The sequence below is a fragment of the Parafrankia irregularis genome (assembly GCF_001536285.1).
Lineage (GTDB): Bacteria > Actinomycetota > Actinomycetes > Frankiales > Frankiaceae > Parafrankia > Parafrankia irregularis.
On sequence record NZ_FAOZ01000006.1, the window covers coordinates 344,605 to 368,728 of the forward strand.

A 24,124-nucleotide genomic window follows, 5' to 3' on the forward strand; every position below is an offset into this window, starting at 1 on the left:
CCCTCCGACGCCTCATGGTTCTCAGGTGAGAGCGGGCAGTGACCAAACCCCGCCGGAAGCCCCCGGTCACGGTCGGGCGGGTGAGGATCGCGTTCCAGCAACGCGACTCGACCCGGGATCGCAACCGAGAAGTCGTGCCCCGACGGTCGGGCGCCGGCACCGAGTCCGCGCACACCCTCGACGCCACCGCTCCGACGAGAACGTGTTCTACCACGACTGGTAAGAACTCCTGACGGCCCATCAGATGATGATTGCCGAGAACTAGAACACGTACTAGTTTGGAGGGCGCCGATCCGCCGGTGGCAGCCGGCGACGACCGAGAGGCGTCCCATGCCGAATCCAGTGATCGTCGAGGCGACCCGCTCACCCATCGGCCGACGGCGCGGGGCGCTGGCGGGTGTCCACCCCGCCCACCTGCTCGGCCACACGCAGCGCGCGGTCCTCGAACGCGCCGGCCTCGACCCCGCGAGCGTCGAGCAGGTCGTGGGAGGCTGCGTCACCCAGGCCGGCGAGCAGGCGTCGAACATCACCCGCTACGCCTGGCTGGCCAGCGAGCTGCCCACCACCACGGCCGCCACCACGGTCGACTGCCAGTGCGGCTCCTCGCAGCAGGCGGCCCACCTCGTCGCCGGGCTGGTCGCCACCGGCACGATCGACGCCGGCATCGCCTGCGGCGTCGAGGCCATGAGCCGGGTGGGCCTGGGCGCGGCGGTGCAGGGCGGCCCCGGAGTACCACGCCCGCCGGGCTGGGACAGCGGCCTGCCCGACCAGTTCACCGCGGCCGACCGCATCGCCCGCGGCGCCGGCGTCAGCCGCGCCGAGCTGGACGAGTTCGGCGCCCGCTCGCAGGCCCTCGCCGCCCGCGCCTGGGCCGAGGGCCGGTTCAAGGCCGAGGTCGCCCCGCTGGAGGCACCCGTGCTGGACGACGCGGGCGACCCGACCGGCGAGTCGGTCACCGTCGAGATCGACGGCGGGCTGCGCGACACCTCCGTCGAGAAGCTCGCCGCCCTGCGGCCCGTACTGCCCGACGGCCTGCACACCGCGGGGACGTCGTCGCAGATCTCCGACGGCGCCGCCGCCCTGCTGATCATGGACGCCGACCGCGCGCGGGCGCTGGGGCTGCGGCCCCGGGCCCGGATCGTCGCCCAGGCCCTCGTCGGTGACGACCCGTACCTGCTGCTCAACGGCCCGATCGCCGCCAGCCGGCGGGTGCTCGACCGGGCCGGGATGTCCGTCGCCGACATCGACCGGTTCGAGGTCAACGAGGCGTTCGCGGCCGTCGTGCTCTCCTGGGCCCGGGCACTGCGCCCCGACCTGGACCGGGTCAACGTCAACGGCGGCGCGATCGCGCTCGGCCATCCCGTCGGGTCCACCGGGTGCCGGCTGCTCACCACCGCGCTGCACGAGCTGGAACGCTCCGGCGGCACCACCGCCCTGGTGTCGATGTGCGCCGGCGGAGCGCTGGCCACCGGCACGATCATCGAGCGGCTGTCGTGATGGACATCCTGCTGTTCCTGTTCATGCGGCGCGCGGGCATGACGGTCGACGCCTTCCGCCACCACTACCTCGACGTGCACGTGCCGCTGGCGATCCGGACGTCGACGGCGACCGGCCGGTATGTCATCCGGCTGACCGAGGACGGGCACGGCCCCGTCCCCGTCGACGCCGTCACCGAGATCGTGACCCCCTCCGCCGACGTCTTCTTCGACCCCGACCGCGGCTTCACCTCCCCCGAGGACGCCGTCGAGGTCATCACCGACTCGCTGAACTTCCTCGCCCCCTTCCCGATCTACCAGGTCCGCCGCACCGTGCTGCGGGCCACCGACCGATCCGGTGGCCTGGAGGAACAGGTGCCGGGCACCCGCTCGCCGGGCGTGACGCTGGCCCGGCTCGAGCTGGGTGACGGCGGCCCGGCCAGGCCGATGCCGGACCCACCGGACGAACTCGTCCGGGACCACCTCAGATATGACGTCCTGAAAACGATCGGTGAAGGCCCGGACCTGCGTTCAGTCGATCTGGTGCACCTGAGGCCCGGCGCAGACGTGGACCGTTACGCCGCCGACTTCTACCTTCTGGGGGAGTACGTCCAGAAGATTCGTTGACCCAGCGAGACAACCGCGCCGCGATCCGGCGCCGACCGCACAGAAAGCGGGTCCGCAGATGAAGACGAAGGCCGCAGTGCTCTGGAACGTCGGTGATCCATGGAGCGTCGAGGAGGTCGACCTCGACCCGCCGAAGGCCGGTGAGGTGCTCATCCGGGTGGTCGCAGCCGGCTTATGCCACTCCGACGACCATCTGGCGACCGGTGACATGCCGTCGGTCCTGCCGATGGTCGCCGGCCACGAGGGCGCGGGGATCGTCGAGGAGGTCGGGCCGAACGTCACCCGGGTCCGCCCGGGTGACCACGTCGTCGTGATGTTCATGCCCAGCTGCGGGCACTGCCGCTGGTGCGCCACCGGCCGGACGAACCTGTGCGACCTCGGCGGGTCGCTGATGATGGGTGTCGGCGTCGACGGGACGTCCCGGCTGCACGCCCGGGGCAAGGACGTCACGACGATGTGCTTCCTCGGCACGTTCAGCCAGTACGCCGTGCTGCACGAGGCGTCCGTCATCAGGATCGACGATGACCTGCCGATGGACGCCGCCGCGCTGGTCGCCTGCGGGGTGCCCACCGGTTTCGGCTCCGCCGTGCACACCGCCGGGGTGCGCCCCGGGGAGGCGGTGGTCGTGGTCGGCGCCGGCGGGGTCGGCATGAACGCGATCCAGGGCGCCCGGATCGCCGGCGCGGAGCTGATCATCGCGGTCGACCCGGTGGAGTTCAAGCGCGACCAGGCGAAGGTCTTCGGGGCGACCCACACCAGCCCGTCGATGGCGCAGGCCACCGAGCTCGTCCGCGAGCTGACCAGGGGCGTCATGGCCGACGCGGCGATCCTGACCGTCGGCGTGGCCCGCGGTGACCAGATCGCGCCGCTGCTCGGGCTCGTGTCGAAGGGCGGGCGGGCGGTCGTCACCGCTGTCGCGCCGGCCGTCGAGACCGAGGTGACCCTGTCCCTGTTCGATCTGACCATCTTTCAGAAGGAGCTGCGCGGCACGCTGTTCGGCGCGTCGAACGGGCAGGCCGACATCCCCCGGCTGCTGTCCCTCTACCGGTCCGGCCAGCTCAAGCTCGACGAGCTGATCACCACCCGCTACACCCTGGACGAGATCAACACCGGCTACGACGACATGCGGGCCGGCCGCAACATCCGCGGCGTCATCCTGCACGGGCACTGACGGCATGCGCACCGGCAGCACGATCCTCGTCACCGGGGTGACCGGGCAGGTCGCCAGGCCCCTGGCCGCCGCCCTCGCCCGGGAGCACACCGTCTACGGCGCGGCCCGCTTCCGCGACAGCGGCATCCGCGACGTTCTGACCGCTGCCGGTGTGCGCTGCGTACCGGTCAACCTGGTGACAGCCGGGCGGGACGGCCTCGCCGCCCTGCCCGAGCAGGTCGACCACGTGCTCCACTTCGGCGTGGTCAAGAGCAACCGGTGGGGCGTCGACCTCGACGGAAACGTCGGCGGGACCCTGGCGCTCATGGAGCGCTACGCCGCCGCCCGCTCCTTCCTGCACTGCTCCTCCGGCGCCGTGTACGCGGACGCGGGTGACGCGCAGAGCGCGCGGAGCGCCGGCGGCAACGGGCCGGCAGGCGCGGGCGGTGGTGGCCCGGCGGAGGCAGGTGCGCGGGCGGGCGACGGTGGCCCGGCGGAAGCGGGTGGCTGTGGGCCGGCGGGGGCGGTCCGGCCCCTCGCCGAGGGCGACCGGCTCGGAGACAGCCACCATGTCCTGCCGTTCCTGGCCACCTACAGTGTCTGCAAGATCGCCGCGGAGGGGGCGGCCCGGTACGGTGCCACCCGTTTCGGGCTGCCGACGACGATCGCCCGCCTGAACATGCCGTACGGGCCCTTCGGTGGTCTCCCCCTCTACCACCTCGACATGATCGCCGCCGGCATGCCGGTGACCGTGCACCCCGACGGCCCCAGCCGCTACCAGCTGATCCACGACGACGACATCGTGGCGATGGTGCCCGCGCTGCTCGCCGCGGCCGACGTCCCGGCGACGGTCGTGAACTGGGCCGGCGACGAAGCCGTCAGCGTCGAGGAATGGTGCGCCGAACTGGCCGCCCTCACCGGTCTGACCCCGGTCATCGAGCAGTCGCCGGAGAACCTGCGCGGGGTCGTGCTCGATCTGACGACCATGCACATCCTGGCCGGGCACGCCCGGGTCGACTGGCGCGAGGGGCTGCGCCGCAGCGTGGCCGCACGCCGCCCCGACCTGCTGCGTCCCGAGCACCAGCCGTCGGCGCGCCCCGGCCCCGGCCCCGCGCCCGTCTGACTGGCCCGCGGCCACAATCCCGAGCCCCGGGCTTCCGACGCTGCCGCCGCCGCCGCTGCCGCCGCCGCTGCCGCCGCCGCTGCCGAGAGCAAGAAGTGAGGATTATGGTCGCGACAGCAACCGAAATCCTCACTTCTTGCGGACCATCAAGCGACCCTGCGCCCTGTTTGCCCTATTAGCGCACTGGCGGCGATGTGCCGCAGCGCGGGATCCCCGGTTGGTTGCCATGCGGCGGATGGCACCGCCACACGATCCGGCCTCGCCGCCGCCCCGAGGCGCGCCCGGCATGGTCCGCCCCTCCAAGGGCACCGCCGGTCGCCTGGGTGCACGAGATCGGCGCACAGGGTGGCTGGCGTCACAACGCGAATCTGACGGGTCGCCAGAAACCGCCAGTACGCTTGCTACGTGCGCAGAGCTGACGCTGCCGTCGCGGTCCCCCCGGTGGTCGAGACCCCGGTGCGCGAGACCCCTGCGGTCGCCACCGCGGCGATCAAGACCACACCGGCGTCCGTCGTCGACGCGGGCTCCGGAGCTGGTACCGGCACCGCAGGCGTCGGCACCCCGGGCGTGGCCGCCACCGGTATCGGCACCACCGGTATCGGCACCCCGGGTATCGGCACGGCGGTGAACACTCTTCGCGCCTCGGACGGGCGGGTTCCAGGCCGGCGCGGCATGGCGACCCGGCAGCGGCTGCTCGACCAGACCTACGAGCTGCTGCGCACCACGCCGTACCGGGAGCTCACGGTCGCCGACATCGGCCGCGCCGCCGGCACCTCGGCCGCCACCTTCTACCAGTACTTCGTCGACATCGAGGCGGCCATGCTGACGCTGGCCGACCAGGTCGCCGCCGAGGGCGCGAAGCTGTCGGAGCTCGTCGACCAGCGGCCGTGGCGGGGCGCCGCCGGCTGGCAGAACGCCAGCACCCTCGTGGACGGCATCCTCACGTTCTGGGCCCACCACCAGCCCGTGCTCCGCGTCGTCGACCTGCTCACCGAGGAGGGTGACCAGCGCTTCCGCCGGGTGCGGGTGGCCATGCTCAACGAGATCACCCGCGCCCTCGCCGCGGTCATCGCCGAGGCGCAGACCCGGGCCGGCCGGGTGGCGGAGGTCGCCCCGATGGCGATGGCCGGGGCGCTGGTGTCCATGCTCGCGCACGTGGCCTCGCACCGGGCCGGCTTCGAGGCATGGGAGATCCCGATCGACGAGATGCGGGAAGCCATGACCAGGCTGGTCTTCTGGGGCGTCGTCGGCCCACGCGTCCCCAAGCACCTCTGACCACACCGGCGCCGTTGACCACACCAGCACCTCTGACCGCACCGGGCCAAGGCGGGCCGCTCCGGCACCGCTGACCGCGCCGCATCCGGCTATCGCGCGTCGGCCAGCCACTCCCGTACGGCGCGCATCGCGGTGCCCGAGCTGTCCTCGTCGATGCCCCGGCCGAGGTCGTCGATGGAGACGCCGGCCAGCGCGTCACGCCACGCCTGCTCCGCGGCTGCCATCGCCCGGGCGATGGCGCACTGCCCGGAGCACTGATCATCGGGCACGGCCAGCGGGCCGTTCCGGCGGATCTCGGTGCAGCGGAACGCGGGCTCGGGGCCGTCGATGGCCTGCACGACCTGCAGGACGGTGATCTGCGCGGCGGGTCGAGTGAAGGCGTACCCGCCGGTCGGGCCCGGAGTGGATCTCACGATGCCGGCCCGTGAGAGCGCCTGGAGATGCTTGGCGAGGTAGGCCGGCGCGACGCCGTGCAGCTCGGCGAGCCGTGCCGCCGGCACCGGGGCCTTGCTCTGCCCTATCGAGACGCAGCAGTGCAGCGCCCACTCGACGCCGTTGGACAGCTTCACGGCAACCAGCCTACCTATCCCGGATAGAAAACGTCCGCGACTCTGCTATAAACGCGGACAGGAAGTATCCGAGATGGAGGTCCAGCTGGTGTCCGAGATTCAGGATCGGCCGAAGGTCGCGGTCGCCGCCCAACCTCGACATGCCCCCGCCGCGCTTGGATTCGCGGTGATCGCCCTGTTCGCGGCCGCGGTGAACCTCCGCCCGGCGATCGCCGCGCTCTCCCCCCTCGTCGACCGGATCCGCGCCGATCTGGGCCTGTCGGCGACGGAGGTGTCGCTGCTGACGACCATCCCCACACTGGCCATGGGGCTGTGCGCGCCCCTGGCCGTCGCCGTCGGGCGCAGGTGGGGGCTGCACAGAGGCGTTCTGCTGGGGCTGGCCGTCGTCGGCCTCGCCACCGCGGCCCGCGGGCTCGGCCAGTCCGCCTGGCTGCAGCTGGTCTGTGCCGCCGCGGTCGGCATGGGCATCGCGCTCTCCCAGACCCTGCTGCCAGCCGTGGTGAAGACCCGCTTCGCCGACCGGCCCGGCCTGGTGACTGGCATCTACACCACCGGCCTCGGCCTCGGCGGCGCGGTGGCGGCGGGGGTGAGCACACCGCTCGCCGACGCCTTCGACTCGTGGCCGGCCGCACTGGCGTTCTGGGCCATCCTCGCGGTCGCGGGCCTGCTCCTGTGGTCAGCGGCGAAAGGATCGCTTCGGCTCGAGCAGGCGGGTGACCCGAAGCGCATCGCCACCTCCGGCCTGCCCTGGCGCTCCCGACTGGCATGGCGGATCACCGCCGTGTCGGCCGGCAACTCGGCGCTGTACTACTGCGAGCTGGCCTGGATCGCGCCCCTGCTCCACGACGACGGCGGACGAAGCGAGTCGCAGGCCGGCCTCATGCTGACCACCATGATCGCCATTCAGGTCGCGGCGATGCTGGCCGTGCCGGCACTGCACGGCGAACGGCAGGACAGGCGCGCCGGCCTGGCCGCCACCACGGTGCTCACCGCGATCGGCTTCCTGGGCTTCGCCCTCAGCCCGGAAGCGGGCGCCTGGCTCTGGATCGTCGCCATGGGCGTCGGGCACGGCGGCCTGTTCACCCTGGTGATGACCCTCCCGGTGGCGGCCAGCCGGGACGCCGCCCAGGCCGGGCGCTTCAGTGCCATGGCGTTCTTCATCGGCTACGCCTGCGCCGCCGCCGGCCCGGTCGTCGTCGGCGGGCTGCGCGACGCCACCGGCGACTTCCAGCTCGGCTTCGGCCTGCTCGCCGCCGTCGCGGCGCTGATGCTCCTGCCCATCGCCCGCCTCTCACCGAGACGGATCGCCCAGGCCCAACACCACCCATCCGCCTGAACGACACGCCGCATCCAAGCTCCTGACGCCCTTTCGAGGCACGGAAGAACGGCTTGCGGGCGGTCAGTCGGCCGGGTAGGCGGAACGGCCCTGACGGAGAAGGTCGGCGAGTGAGGTCGCCGGATGGCCGGTCAGCTCTGGCACGTCCGAGGTGACGGTGGCGAGTTCACCCGCGGCGATGGCCGTGTACGTCGACACCCAGGCGTCGACCTGCCACCTGGGTGCCCCGTAGCTGGCGCGGGAGGCGTACGCCTCGTCGACCGTCTCGGGACGGTAGACGATCCGCCGACCGGCTGCTTCGGAGATAACAGCGGCCACTTCATCAAGGGTCAGCGCCTCCGGGCCGGTCAGCGAAAAGGTCCGGTCGGCGTGTGGGAGCGGGTTGAGCAGGATCGCCGCGGCGGCGTCGGCGATGTCGTCCTGGGCGACGGGGGCTACCTGCCCGTTCCCGGCCGGGCCCCGTATGACGTCGTCCGAGCCGACCAGAGCGGTCATGAAATCGGCGTAGAGGTTGTCGCGCAGGAAGGTGAACCTCATTCCGGCGCCCGCGTCACGGATGTACTGCTCGGTGGCGGCGTGGTCGCGCCCCAACGTGAACGTGCAGGTCGGCGTCGCGCCGTAGAACGAGATGTACACCAGATGCTCAACGCCGGCGGCGGCCGCCGCGTCGACGAACGTCTGATGCTGCTGGACCCGGTCCGGGGTCTCCGCGGCGGACACCATCAGCAGCGTCGTGACCCCGGCCAGGGCGGCGCGTGCGTTGTCCGACTCGTCGAACGACGCCCGGAGGACGGAAGCGGCAGGCAGGCTTGGCGCGCGCGCCGGATCCCGGACCACCAGACGCTGCGCGACACCCGCCGCGGCGAGCCGGCGCGCGACGCGACCACCCAGCCGCCCGGATGCGCCGGTCACAGCGATCAGGCCCACGCTGGCTGTGCCTTCGGCATTGGCTGGCATCTCTGCACCGACCCAGCCAAGCACCATCCGGTCGGGTCCGCACGGACGCCGGATGATCCCGGGCGATGGTGGCTACCGCTCGGGTGCTGAGGAGGTCGCCGCCTGGTACGCGGCGACCTTCACGCCGCGCGCCCCATCCATGCCCGATTCCTGGCTTCGCCCTGCCTGACCGATGATTCGCGCCCCGAGCCGGGGTCTACCAGGAAGGCGGGGAAACCGAGGAAGGGTCTGGGTGAAATGACCGAGATGGACGAGCAGGTGCCGGGACGGCGGCGGACGTTCGCGCTGATCCCCGGGGCCGGTGGCGCGGGGATCTACTGGCACCGGGTCGTACCGTTGCTGCGCGCGGCAGGCCATGAGGTGGTCGCCGTCGATCTGCCTGGGGGCGACCCGGGCGCGGCGCTGCCGGAGTACGCCGCCGTGGTCGAGGCGGCGATCGGTGCGACGGTGGAAGGACGACCTGACGTGGTGCTGGTCGCGCAGTCGCTCGGCGGGTTCACGGCGCCGCTGGTCGCCGAGCTGGTTCCCGTGCGCGCGATCGTGTTCGTGAACGCGATGATCCCCGTCCCCGGCGAGACTCCGGGCGCCTGGTGGGACAGCACCGGCCAGCCCCAGGCCTGCGCCACCGCGGCCGAGCGCGGCGGCTACAGCCCCGAGTTCGACCTCGAGACATACTTTCTGCACGACCTGTCCGAGGACGACGCGGCAGCGATCTCGGCGGATCCTCGCCCCGAGGATGACGTGGTGTTCGGTTCCGCCTGTGCGTTCGGCGGATGGCCGCCGGTCCTGATCCGCGTGGTCGCCGGCGCCGACGACCGGTTCTTCCCGGTGGAGTTCCAGCGCCAGGTGGCACGGGTCCGGCTGGGCATCGACGCCGACGTCCTGCCAGGCGGCCATCTGCTCGCCCTGTCACAGCCCGAAGCGCTCGCGCGCTACCTGCTCGGGGTGTGATTGCGCAGGCTGCACTAGTCCAACTGAACCGCAGCAGGCCGCCAGAGGTCGCATTAGGCGACGTCCGGCACGATTGTCAGCCCGGTGGAACGCCGAACACGTCGATGACCAGGCTCACGGCCTCGTGGAGATCAGCGGCCGCTTCCTCGGGAGAATCACCGAGCCCGTGCGCACCACCGTTGGGAAACGACGCATGGGCTGCCCAGGTGCCGTCGTCCTCCTGCTCCAACTCGTAGGGGATCTGGACCATCCGCTTCATGGCGCTCACTGTACGCCGCCGGCCGCAAGGCTCGCAGTAGTCACGATCACGCTCCAGATCCACACCTGGCCGCATTCGCCCCGGGCCGGACCGCACCGAACAGCCGGACTACCGAGGGCGCGCATGCGTGACAGGACGCGGTGGAGACACCAGACCCGCAGGGCTTCTTTTGCGCGTAGCGCAACCACTCTGCGCGTATTGGTGGTCGCCGGCTAGGGTGATCTCACTATGGCCGGATCGGTGGGGGTAAGGCGGCATGCCTGCCTGAGGGTCTGGTGATCATCGGGCGGGAGCGGGTGGAGAAGGCGCTACCCGGCTACTCCATCGGTGACCGGCTGGGGTCGGGGGCGTTCGGGCTGGTACTGGCCGGGCACGACCTGCGGGCCGACCGCCCGGTCGCTATCAAGATCCTCGAAGCGGAGGGCGTCGAGCAGGCGACCCGCGGTTTCGCGTCCGAGGCCCAGGTGCTGAGCGGCCTCGACCATCCCCACGTGGTGAAGGCGTTCGACTACGTCGAGGCCGAGGGCCTGTGCCTGGTCGTGATGGAGCTGATGGCCGGCGGCACACTGGCCAGCCGGCGGGTGGCGATGGCGCCGGAGCAGGCCTGCTCGGTCGGGCTGGCCGTCGCCGCGGCGCTGGGGCACGCGCACAGCCGGGGGGTGCTGCACCGCGACATCAAGGCCGACAACATCCTGTTCGCGTCCGACGGCACCCCCAAGGTCGGCGACTTCGGGATCGCGAAACTGTTCGAAGGATCCGCCGCGACGGCCAGTGGGCGGATCGGGACACCGATGTGCATGGCGCCGGAGCAGATCGAGGGAGGCCGGCTGGGGCCGGCGACGGATCTGTACGCCCTTGGCATCGTCCTCTACCAGCTGCTCACCGGAGCACCGCCGTTCGACCCGAAGCAGCCGCTGCCCGCGCTCTGGCGCCAGCAGTTGAACGACCCGCCACCGCCGATGACCGGCGTGGCCGCCTCGGTGGAACTGGTGGTGCTGCGAGCGCTGGCGAAGGCAGCCAGGGACCGCCACCGTGATGCCACCGCGTTCGCGCTCGATCTGGCCCGCGCGGCCACCGAGGCGTACGGAGCGAACTGGACGGCACGCACCGAGCTTCAGCTGCACCTCGACGAGGATGTCCGCCACCTCACCGCCCCCTCACCCCCGTCACCGCCACCGTCGTTCCGCTCCGGCCAGGCCGCCGCTGACGCCGACGGACTCGACGAGCACGCGACCATCCAGGCGGAACCGGGCACCATCAAGGGTCGAGCCGATCAGGCGGATCGGGCCAAGCCTCCACGGCGACGGTTCCAGCTACGGGGCTCCCGGCGCCGGACTGGGGCGGCAACGGCAGCCGTGCTCCTGCTCATGGCGGTGTCCCTGACGATCTGGCAGACCGTCGGAACAGACCGTGGGACGGGCCCAGACCCGGTGGCGGTCTCCCGACAGCTGGCTGCCGAGGCGTCCCGACTCGCCGGCAGCCAGCCGGACCTCGCCCGCCGGATGGCCGTCGCCGCCTACCGCACCGCACCCACTCCCCAGGCCCGGGCCAGCGTGCTCGCGCTGCTCGTATCGTCGAACCGTCCGCTGGCCACCCTCACCGGCCATCTGGCTGCTGTCACCGGCCTGGAGTACAGCCCGGACGGGAAACTGGTCGTCACCCGCAGCTACGACGGCACCGCCCGGCTGTGGGACGCCACCGACAGCAGCGGAGATGCCCCCGAACCACTCGCCGTCCTCGGGCAGGTCAGTGAGAACAGACCTGAGAACGAGATGATCGACGCGGTGTTCAGCCCGAACAGCAGACTGCTCGCCACCCACAACAGCGGCATCGTCCAACTGTGGGACACCGCCACCCCCGGCAAGGGCGTCACGCTGCTCAGCAGCCTCGCCGCCGCAACTGAACCCGAACTCGCGTTCTTCAGCGACGTGGAGTTCGGCGCGGAGAGCGATCTCCTGGTGATATTCAGCCGAAACGCCGTCACGCTGTGGGACACCCCGACCGGAGGAATCGTCCAGTCGCCGATCATAATTAGCCCAGCCGGGGAAGTGACCGCGGCGGCGGTAAGCCCGGTCGGCGGACTGGTCGCCACCGGCGGCGTCGGAACCGTCCAGCTGTGGGACATTCAGCAAGCTGGGCCCCTCGCCATGTTGACAAACGAAGGCCTGGTCACCGACCTGGAGTTCAGCTCGGACGGGAAGCTGCTCGTGGCTGAATCCACCTTCGACAACACCGTGCGTCTGTGGGACGTCAGCGACCCACACCAGAATGTCCGTCGGGCGGTCCTGACCGATGATGCCGGTATGCGCGGTTCGGTCCTCAGCCCAGACGGAAAGCTGGTCGCCACCTACGGCGCTGGATCGACGAAGTTGTGGGATGCCACAGCCAGCGGCCAGAATGTCAGACCGCTGGCGGTCCTCACCGGCAATGCCGTCAACGTGGTGTTCAGCCCCGACAGCAGACTGGTCGCCACCACCACCTCCTCAGGCGTGGAAGTCCTGCTCTGGGACAGCAGTGCCCGCGGCGAGGCGGTGCTGCCGTTGGCCACCCTCACCGACGTCGCGGACAGCAGTGCCGGCGGCGGGACGGAAATAGCGTCTCTCGGCACGGACATGGTGTTCAGCCCGGATGGACGGCTACTCGTCACCGCCAGCAATCAACCCACCGGCAGCACCGCTCGCCTCTGGGACACCACTGCCCGGGGCGACGTCAGGCCGTTGTGGACCCTCCCAGGCGGACCCGACGCCACTCACACGACGGCGTTCAGCCCGGACCAGAAGACGCTCGCCATCAGCAGCTACGACAACACGGCCCAGCTGTGGGACGTGGATCCCGACCGCCTCGTCACGGCTGCCTGCACCTCGCGAACAAATGAGCTCACCGCGGCGGAGTGGGACGCCGTACTTCCCGACACCCCCTACGACCCGCCCTGCTCCTGACCGTGTCGCGGGTGGGCCGCTCGACGAGTTGAGGAATTCGGTCGCCCTGGAGCACGCAGCAGAATCCCGACAAGTAGCGGATCCAGGGCCACCGATCTTGGCCTGGCGGTCCACACCCACCCGCCGGTCGGCGACCCACCGGGGATCTCGGGTTGTCACACAGCGCCAGAAACTTGCACTAATACCAACAAGCGGGACATCGAGCCACTTGGCAATCCGCAAGAAGTGAGGATTGCGGTTGCTGCAGCAGCCAAAATCCTCACTTCTTGCGTGTAAGCAGCGGAAGCCGGGACTCGGGATTCCGCGGCGGGCCTCCTGACGGCCAGGATTCCCAGGTTCTCGCCCGGCGGGTCCTCGAGGGTCAGGCCGGACTACACCAGCAGGCTGACCCAGCTGTCGACGAGTTCGTCGAGCATCTGCTCTCGGGTGATCTTCCAGTCGGCGTCGCCCCAGTTCTGGGCGACGTAGTCGAGCTGGGCCATGGCCAGGACGCCTTTGAAGTGGCGCTGGTGCGGCGCGAAGCGATCGGCCTGCGTGAGGCCGTCGGCGACGTCGCTGATGGCCTCCTCCATCCACTTCTCGACCAGGTGGGCGAGCGCGGGTTCGATCACCGCGGCGTCGCGGCCGATGCGGATGATCGGCCGGATGTCGGGCCAGGACCGCACGGTGCGCCGGACCCAGGCGTCGATCGCCTCGCGGGTGCCGGCGGCGACGGTCGCCACCAGGTCGTGGGCGGTCGAGCCGTGCTCGGAGGACCGTTCCCGCGCCAGCGCCTCGTTGAGCTGCTCGTCGATGAGCGCCTTCATCAGCGCTCCCCGGGACGGGAAGTAGGCGTAGAAGGTCACCCGGGTCGTGCCGGCCGCGTTCGCGATGTCGTCGACGGTCGTCGCGGCGTAGCCCTTCGCCTGGAACTGCTCGAGGCCGGCGCGCAGGAGCAGCTGACGGGTCAGGCGCTTCTGCGCTTCCCGGAGCTTGGCCATGGCCGAAGCCTAGCGCGGGTGTTCGTTTTCCGGCCTCCGACACCGATTTTTATACATCAAGAACAAAAACTTGATGCTCTGCAAACCTTGTGCGAGCATCCCACCGGCAGGTGACGACAGTCACAGTGACTCCCGTTGCGGTGATTACTCGGACGGCGGAAGTCGCCGGCGGAAAGGAACCACTGAGGCGCCGCACCAGCGCCTCAGTGAGCAGCGCCCCGCCCGGCACGGCGCGGGTCGCCGAGGACGCCGAGGACGCCGAGGACGCCGAAGCAGCGGACACCGGCAGGTCCGGTCCGCCGCTTCGGAGTGTTCCGTCTCGGGGCCGGGCGGCGAGACGCGATGAACAGGCATGCCTCCGATCAGGCCGGCAGCACTCGATCGCGACAAACCAGAGGTGAACGCCACGTAAAAACTGTGGCGCCATGGTCCGGCATTACCGCCCGAGGCCCACCGGGCGACTCAACCTTCATGCACACCGTTCGACCTGGTCAGTGCCTTCGGAAGCCGCCTGGCGCCGGCTGACCTCAGCCGACGGCGGCCCGCGGGCAGGGATCGCGCGCTGCCTGCGGGCCCGCGACACACGATGGGCTCGGCTATTCTTCTCCGCGCACATCGGGAACGAAATCACTCGAAAGCAGATGTACCGCGCTGATCTCGCGGCACCGCGGAACATTTCATACCCCGGTGGCGGACAGGGAAAGGGCCCAGTACGCCGTGAAACTCGAGGCCGCGGATCATTCGGCTCCGCACGGGCAGAAGCCGTCAGCCGAACAGGCCGACACGGATCAGCCGTCTTCGCCAGACGGTCACAGGCCACCAGACGGGCACAGTCCACTGGAAGGTCGCAGCCCGTCGGACGAGATCATCCCGCCCGACGAAACAGTTCCGCCGGAGGAGATCATCCCGCCGGACAGCGGGAAACCACCCGCCGAAGGCATGCCCGGCGAGGACGTGCCCGGCGAGGGCGTGCCCGGCGGCCAGCGGTCCGCGGCACGGCGGCATCCGCCGGAGCTGCGGGCCCTGTTGCGGTGGTGGCCGAACTGGCCGAGGCGGCGCTGGCTGACCCACGTGCTGGCAGCGACCGCGTACGGGGCTGTCGCCGGGCTGCTCTTCCTCGTGGCCTCCGAATCGGTGCAGGGTATGGCCGGCCATTCCAGGCCGCCCGGAGCGCGTGCCGCCGGCCAGGAGGAGACGAACCCGGGGGCCATCGCCGGCGGCCTTCCCACCGCCGGGATGACGGGCCCCGCCAGTGCCTGGATGACATCGCCGCCGGCACCCGGCGAGACAGCCGCGGCGGACCCGACAGGCGAGCCCGGTACCGACGGGCAGGCTCCGCCCGGGCTCGGCGGGGCGGCGTCGCCGGGCGAGGCGGGGCCGGGGCGCGCGGGCTCGTCACCCTCCCGACCCACCACGCCGACGGCCGCGACCACCCAGGCCAGACCGAACCAGGTTTCCGCCGCACCCACCGCGCAGGCCGCACCCACCGCCGCGGCCGCACCCGTCACCCAGGCCGCGGCCGCCGCCACCGGGCAGGCGCAGGCGGCCGGCGGCCCGGGCACCCTGGTGAACTACGTGACGGGTGAATGCCTCGACAGCAACGGGGACGGCAAGATCTACACACTGAGCTGCAACGGCGGTTCCTACCAGGTGTGGAGAACCTCCGGCTCCGGCACCGTGGTGCTCACCGATGCCGGGACGGGCCTCTGCCTGGACAGCGACGGAGCGGGATCGGCCTACACGAGGACCTGCAACAGCGGCTCGACCCAGCAGTGGCGGGTTTCAACACAGTCAGACGCGTCGAGGATGTTCGTCAACGTCGCGAGCGGCAGGTGCCTGTCCACCAACGCCACCTCCTACGTCTTCGCGGGGATCTGCATCTCCGGCGGTGGCGGGACCTACGAGCGGTGGTGGTGAAACCGAGCGGGTCGCGCTGAACCATGCCGGGGGCGGCAGCCGTGCTATGGGTTGACCGTCGGCTCGACGCGCCGACCGGACCCGGAAGGCTCCCCCGTGACGGACAGGCTGACGAACAGCACCGCGGACGGTGCGACAGCGCCGTCACCGCCGGGCGCGCCGCCGCGGATCACCACCGTGCCGGCCGGGCTGTGGATCCGCTCTGCGCAGGACCCGCAGACCCAGCCGGATGACCCCGCGTTCACGACCGTTCCCCACGCACCGGACGTCCGGACGCTGATCGTCGGTGCGCCCGGTTGCCGGCCGCCCGCGCTGGCGGACGTCACCCGTGCGCTCGACGACCTGTCCGCGCAGGCGACGGTGATCGTCTCGATGTATGGCTGCGAGCCGGGTGACGGTCCGGGCCTCGCCCAGCGGCTCGCCGTGGCCGCCGGCCGGTCTGTCGTCGCCGAGTACGGCCTGCTGATGCCCGGGCAGGACGGGGTGTCGCGGGTGCTCGCCACCGACGCCGGCCGCCGGGAGTCGTGGGCGCCGTTCGCGCAGCGCGTCCTCCACCTGCCGGACGGCCCGCCGCGGCTCGTGCACTGGCACCCACCGGTGGCCGGGATGGTGCCGCACGGCAGGGCGGGCTACCGCCTCGTCGGCCCCTGGTTCGTCCGGGTCGTACCGGCAGGCCTCGCGCTTCGCCGGGTGGGGCTCACATCGGACGCCTCCACCGACCTCGCGCCCTTCGACCCGGCCCGTCTCGATCTCGCCGTCGACGGCCCGGTGGCGGAGCTGACCGACAACGTGCTGACCGCGTTGAGCCGGTTCGCCGACGCGCTGCCCGCCGCGGCGCGGGTCCGGCTGCGGCTCGTCCTCTCCGCCGGCACCGACGACATGGCGGCACGGCGCCTGCGCCTGGCCGTTCCCGCTCCCCAGCATGTCCGACGCGCCACTCCCGCCGAGGCACCATCCACCGGCGCCGTCCCGCGCGAGTCGACCCAACCGACCCAGCCGACCCAGCCGGCTAAACCAACCCAGACGACCCAGCCAGCTCAGCCGACCCAGCCAAACCAGACGACCCAGACGACCCAACCGGCGAGGCCGACCGGGAGGGCCAGCTCGGCCAGGCCTGCGAACGCCGCCCGGCCGACGGGCGGGGCGCCACGGAGGCACGCGGTCGGCCGGGCCACGGCGCTGACGCTGGTTGTCACCCGATCAGGCCGGATGTGCTTCCAGACATCCGGGTGACGTCCTCCCCCGCGATCGCTTGGCGCGCCCCACACATGGCGGCATCATTGGCGCATGCTGTGCAAAAGCGGTTACGGAATGACAAATATTCCGTATCGGGAGGATGTCGGTGCACCTGCCCGCGGCGCCGGCCACGGCCCGGGCCACCGCGTCGACCGCCGTTTCGGCCCCGGCGCCTTCGTGCCGTGCGGGTAGCGCTCGCCGAGGACGGCGCGCTGTTCCGTGAGGGCCTCCTCCTGCTGCTCGGCGCCGCCGGGCACCAGGTCGTCGGCAGCGTCGCGGACGGGGACGCGCTGATGGGGCTGCTGGGCACCGAGCCGGCTGATGTGGCGATCCTCGACATCCGCATGCCGCCGGGTACCGAAGGCGGGCTGCGCGCGGCGGCACGCGTCCGGGCCGCATACCCCGAGACGGGGCTGCTGCTGCTGTCGCACTACGCCGAGACGCACTACCTGATGCGGTGCCTGGAGATCGGCACCGAGCGGATCGGCTACCGGCTCAAGGAGCGGGTGGCCGGTACGCAGGTGCTGTCGGACACCCTGGACCGGATCAACGCGGGTGAGCTCGTCATCGAGCCGTCGCTCGCCGGGCGGCTCGTCAACCGCCCTGCCGGGGTGTCCGGGCCGCTGGCGCTGCTGAGCCAACGGGAGCTGGAGGTTCTCCGCCTGATGGCCGAGGGGCGCTCGAACGCCGGGATCGCCGGCATGCTGTCGCTGTCAGCCAAGGCGGTGGAGAAGCACATCGCCAGTATCTTCACGAAGCTGGACCTGCCCTTCGACGCGACGACCCACCACCGCCGGGTCCTGGCCGTTCTCACCTACCTCGGCGCGCGATGACGGACGTCCGGCGCGGGCCGGCCGGCTCGTCGCCCGCCCCGCCAGCGGTGTTCGCCCCGGCGGAGGTGCTCGCCCGGCAGGTTGCGCCGATGCCGGGCGAAGCCCGTCTACGGCAGCGGGTCATGCCCCTCCTGGAGAATCTCGGGACGGCGGGCGAGGGCTGTTACGCCGCACTGTGGGTCGTGGTCACCCCGGGCGAGGCCACCCAGGAGGCCACTTCGGAGGGTGGTCCGGCGTCCTGGGCTGTGCTGGGCTGGGCGCGTTCGCCGTCGTGGCCGCCCGCCGGCCTGGCACCGATGGCGGTGCGGGCGGGCGCGGCGGAGCATCTCGCCGAGCTGCGGAGCCGGCCTGGAGTTCGGCTGCTGGCGCCGATCCCCGGCCCGGGGCGCGGCGACAGCGGTAGCAGCATCAGCGGCCGTAGCGATGGCGGCGGCGAGGGGCGGACGCCGGCCGCGGCCCTCGTGATCGGCGGGATGCCGGGCCGCGCCATGGTCGTGCCGCCCGCCGACCTGATCGACCAGACCCGGGACTGCCTGGCTCTCGTGCTGCGGGTGCACGAGCTCACCCTGGCCGCGGACGAGCAGGCGGCAGGGGCCCGGCGGTGCGAGGAGGAGCTGGCCCGGGTCGAGGCCGATCTCGCCGCCGTGCGCGACGCGGAGCGGAACCGGTTGAGCGGCAGCCTGCTGATCGGTGTCAGCCGGCGACTGGGCGAGGTCACGGATCGCTGGCAGGCGTGCGTGGCGGCTGTCCGCGACGAGCCGGCACGGGCCGGCGACGAGCTGCGGGAGTTGCGCTCCGCCGTCGACGACCTGCTGGAGGACTTCCGGACGGTCGTGCGGGCCGTCCATCCCGTCCTGCTGCGCCGGGCGGGGACCGCCGTCGCGCTGACCGAGCTGGCATCCAGGCTGCCGCGGCAGGTCCGGATCGGTGGTGATCCGGGACGTCGGGTCGGCTGGGAGGTGGAATCCGGCGTCTACCACGCCTGCGCCGCGGCGCTGAACCTGCTGGGCGAGGCCGGGACCGGGCCGCTGTCGATGCGGTTCGTCCGCGGTGACGGCCGGTTCGGCGTGCGGGTGGACGATCCGTCCCCAGGTGCCGTCGCCCGGGCCCGGGACAGCCTGCGCGACGATGCCCGGCGGCTGTCCGCCCTCGGCGGCGCTCTGCACTGCACCGTAGCGGCGGACGGATCCGGCCGGATCGACCTGTGGCTTCCGGAGCGCCTCGACGGCAGGCTGCCCGGGGCTCAGAAGGGCACGACCCCGCAGATCCGCGTTCCGGCGTCCGGCGTCGACGTGACGGACAGCGTGCCGCCCACCGAGGCGAGCCTGTCGCGCGGCCCGCGCAGCCACACCGCCCCGGAGAGCTCCATCCCAGGCCCGTCGTCCTCGACGGTGAAGGCCAGCCCCTGGTAGGTGCTGTGCAGGCGGACCCGGACGGACGCACCGGACGCGTGTTTCTGCGCGTTGCTGACGGCTTCCAGGCAGGCGAAGTAGACCGCGCTCTCCACCGGCGGCGGATAGCGGCGTGACCGCACGTCCCGCCCGGCCTCCAGGGCCGTCCCGGGAGCCTCGCGCAGCGCCGCGGCCAACGCGGGCTCCAGGCCGGCCGTGCGCAGCAGGGGCGGAGTGATCCCGGCGGCGGTCTCGACCAGCAGGGTGTGCCCGCGTTCCAACCGCGCGCCCAGGTCGGCGAGGGCCTCGTGCAGGTCCGGGCCGGGCAGCTCGCCGGCTGCCAGCCGGTGCTCGACCACGGCGGCGGCCATCTGCAGCGAGACGAGGTGCAGCTGCGCGCCGTCGTGCAGGTCCCGTTCCAGCGCGTGGCGTTCGCTCTCCATGTCGGCGGCGGCGCGGGTTCGCGCGTCGGCGATCCGCGCCGTGGCCTGCCAGCACACGTCCGCGGCGGCGCGCCGGCGCACCTGCGCGGCGGCGGCTGCGAGGACGGCACCGAGGGCACCGGCGACGTCGCCGAGCGCCCGGTGCGTCCTGGCCGGGAGCGGGTGCTCGGCGCGGGTGCTGACCAACAGGCCGCCGATCTCCTCGCCCCGGTACACGACCGCCCACGCCGCGGCCGGACCGCCATCGGACCCACCGCCGAACGCGACGTCCCCGAACGCGACATCCCCGGACGCACCGCCGTCGAACGCGGCGCCGTCGAACACTGCGCCGGCTGCCGTACCTCCGCCTGGCGTGCCGCGCCCGGCGGGCCAGGTGTGGTCGACCGGGCGGCCCTCGACGAACATCCGCAGCCGGACCGCCGCGAGGTCGAGCCGCCGGCCGATCAGCTCCGCGAGCGGCGTGAGGTCGCCGCCGCGGGGCCCGGTCAGGGGGAGGTCGACAGCCCGCCGCAGCACCTGCGCCACAAGCTCCGATCCGATCAACACGTCCGCACGTTACCCGGCTGTCTCGGCGACAGGCTCCCCGATCGGGTCCGGCGCGACGAAGCCGGTCTGGATCAGCCGGCTGCCACGGCGGCTGCACAGCAGCGCCCGGCCCGGGGGCAGCTCCCGTGGCCGGGCGCCGCCGAGCAGCGGCCCCTCCGACCGGGGGCAGGACAGCGCGATGTCGGGGGTGTTGAGCTCCTGCATCCGGCGCAGCAGCGGGTCCATCGACATGCGCATGACCCCGGCCGCCGCGCGGGCGAGGATGACGTGCAGCCCCACGTCACCGCCCTGTGGCAGGAACCCGACCAGCGGGATCAGCGGGTTCTCGGGGCCGGTCAGCAGGTCGTAGTCGTCGACGAGGACGAACAGCAGCGGCCCGGTCCACCAGTCCCGGCGGCGCAGCTGCTCGGGTGAGATGTCCGGGCCGGGCAGGCGGGGGGTGAGGCCGGCGACGGCGTCGCGGATGGTGTTCTTCGTGCTGTCCGGTGAGACGGAGTAGCCGAGCCGGTATGCGTCCGGGATGTCGTCGAAGAGTCTGCGCCGGTAGTCGACCGCCATGATCCGGGCCTGCTGTGGGGTGAACCGGCTGGTGACGGCGCGGGCCATCAGCCGCAGCAGGTTGGTCTTCCCGCTCTCGTTGTCGCCCAGCAGGGTCAGGTGCGGGAGCTGGCCGAAGTCGTGCCAGACGGGTTCGAGGCGGCTCTCCTCGATGCCGAGTGCGACCCGCAGGTGCCCCGTTCCCTCGCTCTCCGGCTCGGGCAGCAGGTCCACCGGCAGGACGGCGGGCAGGGTCCGGACGGGCCGCACCTTCGGGCCTGACCAGGCGTCCACCACCGAGGCGACCAGATGGCGGGTGCCGTGGGCGAGATCGGCGACGGACCCGGCGCCGTCGATACGCGGCAGGGCGGCGATGAAGTGCAGCTCGGCGTCGGTGAGACCGCGCCCGGGCAGCTTCGGCACCGAGGCGGCGGCCCGCAGGTTGATGCCGGATTCGACCGGGTCACCCAGGCGCAGCTCCAGCCGCGATCCGATCTTGTCCCGCATCGAGTGGTGCACCTCGGACCAGCGGCTCGCCGTGAGCACGAGATGCAGCCCGTAGTTCAGGCCCCGCGCGGCGACGTCGCGGACCTGCTCCTCCACCACCTCGAACTCCTGGCGCAGGGTGGCCCAGCCGTCGACGACGAGGAACACGTCACCGAACTCCTCCTCCGGCACCTTCCCGGCCGCGACGGCCTCGCGGTAGGCGGCCATCCCGGAGATCCCGAGCCGGGCGAAGCGCCGCTCGCGGTCGGCGAGCAGGGCGACGACCTCGGCGACGGTCCGGCCCACCCGGTCCGGGTCGTGCCGGCCGGTGACCCCGCCGACGTGCGGCAGGTCGGCGAGCGCGGCCAGAGCGCCGCCGCCGAAGTCCAGGCAGTAGAACTGCACCTCGCGCGGCGAATGGGTGAGTGCAAGCCCCGCGACGAGGGTGCGCAGCAGCGTGCTCTTGCCGCTCTGCGGGCCGCCGGCGATGCCCAGGTGCCCGCCGGCACCACCGAAGTCCAGCACCAGCAGGTCCCGGACCTGCTCGAACGGCTTGTCGATCACGCCGACGGGGACGGTCAGCCGGTCCGTGGCGTCGGCGTCCACCGGACGCAGCCCGTGGTCGAGGTCCGGCAGCAGGGGCGGCAGGACCTGGTCGAGCGAGGGCGACTGCTCCAACGGCGGGAGCCACACCCGGTGGGCGGGCGGTCCCTGGCCGACGAGCCGGTCGACCAGCGCCTTCAGGACCGTGTCGGCGGTGGTCGCCGCCCCTGCCCCGCCGTCCGACCCGTCCGACCCGTCAGTTCCGGCGGAACCGGTCGAGGTCGATCCGGTCGATCCGGTCGGCGGATCCGACTCGGCCGCACGGGAGGCGACCGGAACGTGCGTGGTGCCGTAGGGGACGACCTGGCTCTCGATCACCTCCTGGCGCACCCGCGCGGAACGGGGCCGATACGGGCCGGAGACGTAGGCCGCGCGGAACCGGGTGATCGTCGCGACGTCGGAGCGCAGGTAGCCGTTGCCCGGGGCGGCGGGCAGCTCGTACGCGTCCGGCACGCCGATCACCGACCGTGACTCCATCGCGGAGAACGTCCGCAGGCCGATCCGATACGACAGGTGCCCTTCGAGCTGGTGGATGCGACCGTCGTCCAGGCGCTGCGAGGCCAGCAGCAGGTGCACGGCGAGCGATCGCCCCAGTCGTCCGATCATGACGAACAGCTCGATGAAGTCGGTGTGCGCGGCGATCAGCTCGCTGAACTCGTCGACGACCACGAACAGGGTGGGCAGCGGGTCGAGGGCCGCGCCCTGCATGCGAGCGGCCTCGTAGTCACGCACCGAGCTGAAGTTGCCCGCCTTGCGCAGCAGCTCCTGGCGGCGAACCAGCTCGCCGCGCAGCGCGTCGCGCATCCGGTCGACCAGCGACGCCTCGTCGGCGAGGTTGGTGATGGTCGCCGACACGTGCGGCAGCCGGTCGAGGCCGGCGAAGGTCGCCCCACCCTTGAAGTCGACCAGGACGAAGTTGAGCGTCTCCGAGGAGTGGGTGGCCGCCAGGGCCAGCACCAGCGTGCGCAGCAGCTCGCTCTTGCCCGAGCCGGTGGCGCCGATCAGCATGCCGTGCGGGCCCATGCCGTCCTCGGCGGACTCCTTGATGTCGAGCACGATCGGCGACCCGTCGGCGGCGACGCCGATCGGCACCCGCAGGCGCTCGGCACCACGGCGGGCGGGCCAGACCGCGCGGGGCTCATAGGTCTCCAGGTCGGTGATGCCGAGCAGATCGGGCAGGTCCTGGCTGGTGGTCAGACCGTCGGAGACCGGTTCCGCGCTGGCGCCGGCGCTGTGCCGGGCCATCAGCCGCGCCAGCGTCGTCGCCCGCACGCGCGACAGCGTGTCGGGTGTCGCGAGCCGGGAGCGCACCTCCCTCCCGACCCGGTCGGTCTCCACCATCTCGATGTCGTCGGGGGCGATGTCCAGGCGCAGCACCTGCTGGCCGCTGCCGGCCGGGTGGGCGTCGAAGTCGAGCAGCACCGCGTTGCGATATCCGGAGACGAGGAAACGGGCACCCGGGGAGATCCGGCCCCCGTCGACGATCACGACGACGAACGGCTCGGCGGTGGACGGGGCCGTCCCCGTCTCGAACCGTGCCCGCTCGCTGAAGGCGGAGCCCAGCAGCCGCTCGACCTCGTCGAGCGACTCCCCGAACAGCCGGACCGGCCCGGCGGCGTCCCGGTCGGTGGGGTGCTGGGCATGCGGGAACCATTTCACCCAGTCCCACTCGGCGCGCCTGTCGGTGTCGGTGCAGACCGCGATCCTCAGCTCGTCGGGGGCGTGGAAGGTGGCCAGGTGCGCGAGCAGCGCACGGGCCACACCGAGGGCGGTCGCCCGGTCGCCGTCCAGCCGGATCCTGGCGAACCCGCGGACGTACAGGGCGACCGGCTGGGCGGGAATCGTCGTGTAGGCGCGGGTGAATCGGCGCAGCGCCTTGGCCGCGACGGGTTCGAGGTCCTCCACCGGGCTGGTCTGCAGCGGGGTGATGCGCACGGCGAGCCGCTGGCTGCCGGTGCCGACCCGAACCTCGCCGAAGTCGGGGTGGGCCGGGCGGCGTTCCCACAGCCGGCTGGTCATGGCCAGCGACCACAGCGACGCCGGGTCGGGGTGACGCCAGGCCAGCGCCTCACGTTGCTGCTCGGCGTAGCCGCGGACCTGCCGGCGGGTACGGGAGAGGTAGCGCAGGTAGTCCCGCCGCTCCCCGCCGAGCTTGTGCTTGCGGTCACCGGACTGCATGAACATCTGGCTCACGCCCATGCCGGCCATGCCGGCGCCCATCATCGCCATCATGATCAGGCCGAGCGGGCTGTTCGCCCCGAAGCCGAAGAAGAAGAACATCATCCCGCAGGACATCAGCAGCGACGGCACGATCATCGCCAGGGTGCGCAGGCCCTGCCCCTGGGTCTCGGGGATGGTCGGCGGTTCCTGCAGGGTGATCTCGCCGTGCGGCAGATCCGGCCCGGAGCGGCGGGCCGGGCGACGAAAGGCGACCGTGGACATATCCGCACCACGGCTGGTGGGCCCTGCGCGTTTCGACCGACACCAGGCA

At 72.2% G+C, this 24,124-nt stretch carries 17 protein-coding genes; 11 read left to right on the forward strand and 6 right to left on the reverse strand.

Annotated elements, in window-relative coordinates; all coding sequences use genetic code 11:
• Window positions 1–330: 330 nt before the first annotated feature.
• From AWX74_RS12595 to AWX74_RS12615, 5 genes are all read left to right on the forward strand, one after another.
• Entirely contained in the window at window positions 331–1,497 is a 1,167-nt protein-coding gene (locus AWX74_RS12595; protein WP_091275425.1) for a steroid 3-ketoacyl-CoA thiolase, read from the forward strand.
• On the forward strand, window positions 1,497–2,102 hold the full coding sequence (locus AWX74_RS12600; protein WP_091275428.1) for an EthD domain-containing protein: 606 nt from the start codon (window positions 1,497–1,499) through the stop codon (window positions 2,100–2,102). Before AWX74_RS12595 ends, AWX74_RS12600 begins: the two co-directional genes overlap by 1 nt.
• A 58-nt stretch (window positions 2,103–2,160) precedes the next feature.
• A complete protein-coding gene (locus AWX74_RS12605; protein ID WP_091275431.1) occupies window positions 2,161–3,273 on the forward strand; it encodes an NDMA-dependent alcohol dehydrogenase in 1,113 nt (370 codons plus the stop codon).
• A gap of 4 nt (window positions 3,274–3,277) precedes the next feature.
• Window positions 3,278–4,375, forward strand: coding sequence for an NAD-dependent epimerase/dehydratase family protein (locus AWX74_RS12610; RefSeq protein WP_091275433.1), 1,098 nt, complete (start codon window positions 3,278–3,280; stop codon window positions 4,373–4,375).
• A 441-nt stretch (window positions 4,376–4,816) separates the two neighbouring features.
• A complete protein-coding gene (locus tag AWX74_RS12615; protein ID WP_242666202.1) occupies window positions 4,817–5,650 on the forward strand; it encodes a TetR/AcrR family transcriptional regulator in 834 nt (277 codons plus the stop codon).
• Between the two features lie 89 nt (window positions 5,651–5,739).
• Here the strand turns inward: AWX74_RS12615 and AWX74_RS12620 are convergent, their stop codons facing one another.
• A complete protein-coding gene (locus AWX74_RS12620) occupies window positions 5,740–6,219 on the reverse strand; it encodes an RrF2 family transcriptional regulator (RefSeq protein ID WP_091275436.1) in 480 nt (159 codons plus the stop codon).
• 88 nt (window positions 6,220–6,307) lie between these two features.
• On the opposite strand from AWX74_RS12620, the gene AWX74_RS12625 reads away from it, so the two are divergent.
• Window positions 6,308–7,555: an MFS transporter gene (locus AWX74_RS12625; protein WP_207550301.1), complete on the forward strand. Its 1,248-nt coding sequence runs from the start codon at window positions 6,308–6,310 to the stop codon at window positions 7,553–7,555.
• A gap of 63 nt (window positions 7,556–7,618) precedes the next feature.
• Here AWX74_RS12625 and AWX74_RS12630 read toward each other — a convergent pair whose 3' ends face one another.
• Entirely contained in the window at window positions 7,619–8,512 is an 894-nt protein-coding gene (locus AWX74_RS12630) for an SDR family oxidoreductase (RefSeq protein WP_165615578.1), read from the reverse strand.
• A gap of 237 nt (window positions 8,513–8,749) precedes the next feature.
• Here AWX74_RS12630 and AWX74_RS12635 point away from each other — a divergent pair, with 237 nt between their 5' ends.
• Window positions 8,750–9,463, forward strand: a complete 714-nt coding sequence (locus tag AWX74_RS12635) for an alpha/beta fold hydrolase (protein ID WP_091275441.1) — start codon at window positions 8,750–8,752, stop codon at window positions 9,461–9,463.
• A gap of 76 nt (window positions 9,464–9,539) precedes the next feature.
• Here the strand turns inward: AWX74_RS12635 and AWX74_RS12640 are convergent, their stop codons facing one another.
• Window positions 9,540–9,722 carry a type II toxin-antitoxin system HicB family antitoxin gene (locus AWX74_RS12640; RefSeq protein WP_165615594.1) on the reverse strand — a complete coding sequence of 61 codons (183 nt, stop codon included), beginning with the start codon at window positions 9,720–9,722 and terminating at the stop codon, window positions 9,540–9,542.
• A 275-nt stretch (window positions 9,723–9,997) separates the two neighbouring features.
• On the opposite strand from AWX74_RS12640, the gene AWX74_RS12645 reads away from it, so the two are divergent.
• Complete coding sequence (locus tag AWX74_RS12645) at window positions 9,998–12,661, forward strand: WD40 repeat domain-containing serine/threonine protein kinase (RefSeq protein WP_091275443.1); 2,664 nt, start codon at window positions 9,998–10,000, stop codon at window positions 12,659–12,661.
• Between the two features lie 371 nt (window positions 12,662–13,032).
• On the opposite strand, the gene AWX74_RS12650 is transcribed toward AWX74_RS12645, so the two are convergent.
• Window positions 13,033–13,641 (reverse strand): TetR/AcrR family transcriptional regulator, encoded by a 609-nt coding sequence (locus tag AWX74_RS12650; protein WP_091275445.1) that lies wholly within the window; start codon window positions 13,639–13,641, stop codon window positions 13,033–13,035.
• A gap of 717 nt (window positions 13,642–14,358) precedes the next feature.
• Between AWX74_RS12650 and AWX74_RS12655 the strand changes: the two genes are divergently transcribed.
• The 3 genes from AWX74_RS12655 to AWX74_RS12665 all read left to right on the forward strand — a co-directional run bounded on the left by AWX74_RS12655 (window position 14,359) and on the right by AWX74_RS12665 (window position 17,627).
• Window positions 14,359–15,558, forward strand: a complete 1,200-nt coding sequence (locus AWX74_RS12655; RefSeq protein ID WP_165615579.1) for an RICIN domain-containing protein — start codon at window positions 14,359–14,361, stop codon at window positions 15,556–15,558.
• Between the two features lie 96 nt (window positions 15,559–15,654).
• Complete coding sequence (locus AWX74_RS12660; protein WP_131799451.1) at window positions 15,655–16,791, forward strand: hypothetical protein; 1,137 nt, start codon at window positions 15,655–15,657, stop codon at window positions 16,789–16,791.
• A 185-nt stretch (window positions 16,792–16,976) separates the two neighbouring features.
• On the forward strand, window positions 16,977–17,627 hold the full coding sequence (locus AWX74_RS12665) for a LuxR C-terminal-related transcriptional regulator (protein ID WP_091275456.1): 651 nt from the start codon (window positions 16,977–16,979) through the stop codon (window positions 17,625–17,627).
• 1,243 nt (window positions 17,628–18,870) lie between these two features.
• Here AWX74_RS12665 and AWX74_RS42280 read toward each other — a convergent pair.
• Both AWX74_RS42280 and eccCa read right to left on the reverse strand, forming a co-directional pair.
• Window positions 18,871–20,007 carry an ATP-binding protein gene (locus AWX74_RS42280; protein WP_091275463.1) on the reverse strand — a complete coding sequence of 379 codons (1,137 nt, stop codon included), beginning with the start codon at window positions 20,005–20,007 and terminating at the stop codon, window positions 18,871–18,873.
• A 9-nt stretch (window positions 20,008–20,016) separates the two neighbouring features.
• On the reverse strand, window positions 20,017–24,075 hold the full coding sequence (gene eccCa, locus AWX74_RS12680; RefSeq protein ID WP_091275466.1) for a type VII secretion protein EccCa: 4,059 nt from the start codon (window positions 24,073–24,075) through the stop codon (window positions 20,017–20,019).
• Window positions 24,076–24,124: the final 49 nt, after the last annotated feature.

Coding starts and splice junctions, on each gene's coding strand:
- AWX74_RS12595 (WP_091275425.1), top strand. CDS start 331: ATGCCGAATCCAGTGATCGTCGAGGCGACCCGCTCACCCATCGGCCGA.
- AWX74_RS12600 (WP_091275428.1), top strand. CDS start 1,497: ATGGACATCCTGCTGTTCCTGTTCATGCGGCGCGCGGGCATGACGGTC.
- AWX74_RS12605 (WP_091275431.1), top strand. CDS start 2,161: ATGAAGACGAAGGCCGCAGTGCTCTGGAACGTCGGTGATCCATGGAGC.
- AWX74_RS12610 (WP_091275433.1), top strand. CDS start 3,278: ATGCGCACCGGCAGCACGATCCTCGTCACCGGGGTGACCGGGCAGGTC.
- AWX74_RS12630 (WP_165615578.1), bottom strand. CDS start 8,512: ATGCCAGCCAATGCCGAAGGCACAGCCAGCGTGGGCCTGATCGCTGTG.
- AWX74_RS12635 (WP_091275441.1), top strand. CDS start 8,750: ATGACCGAGATGGACGAGCAGGTGCCGGGACGGCGGCGGACGTTCGCG.
- AWX74_RS12640 (WP_165615594.1), bottom strand. CDS start 9,722: ATGAAGCGGATGGTCCAGATCCCCTACGAGTTGGAGCAGGAGGACGAC.
- AWX74_RS12650 (WP_091275445.1), bottom strand. CDS start 13,641: ATGGCCAAGCTCCGGGAAGCGCAGAAGCGCCTGACCCGTCAGCTGCTC.
- eccCa (WP_091275466.1), bottom strand. CDS start 24,075: ATGTCCACGGTCGCCTTTCGTCGCCCGGCCCGCCGCTCCGGGCCGGAT.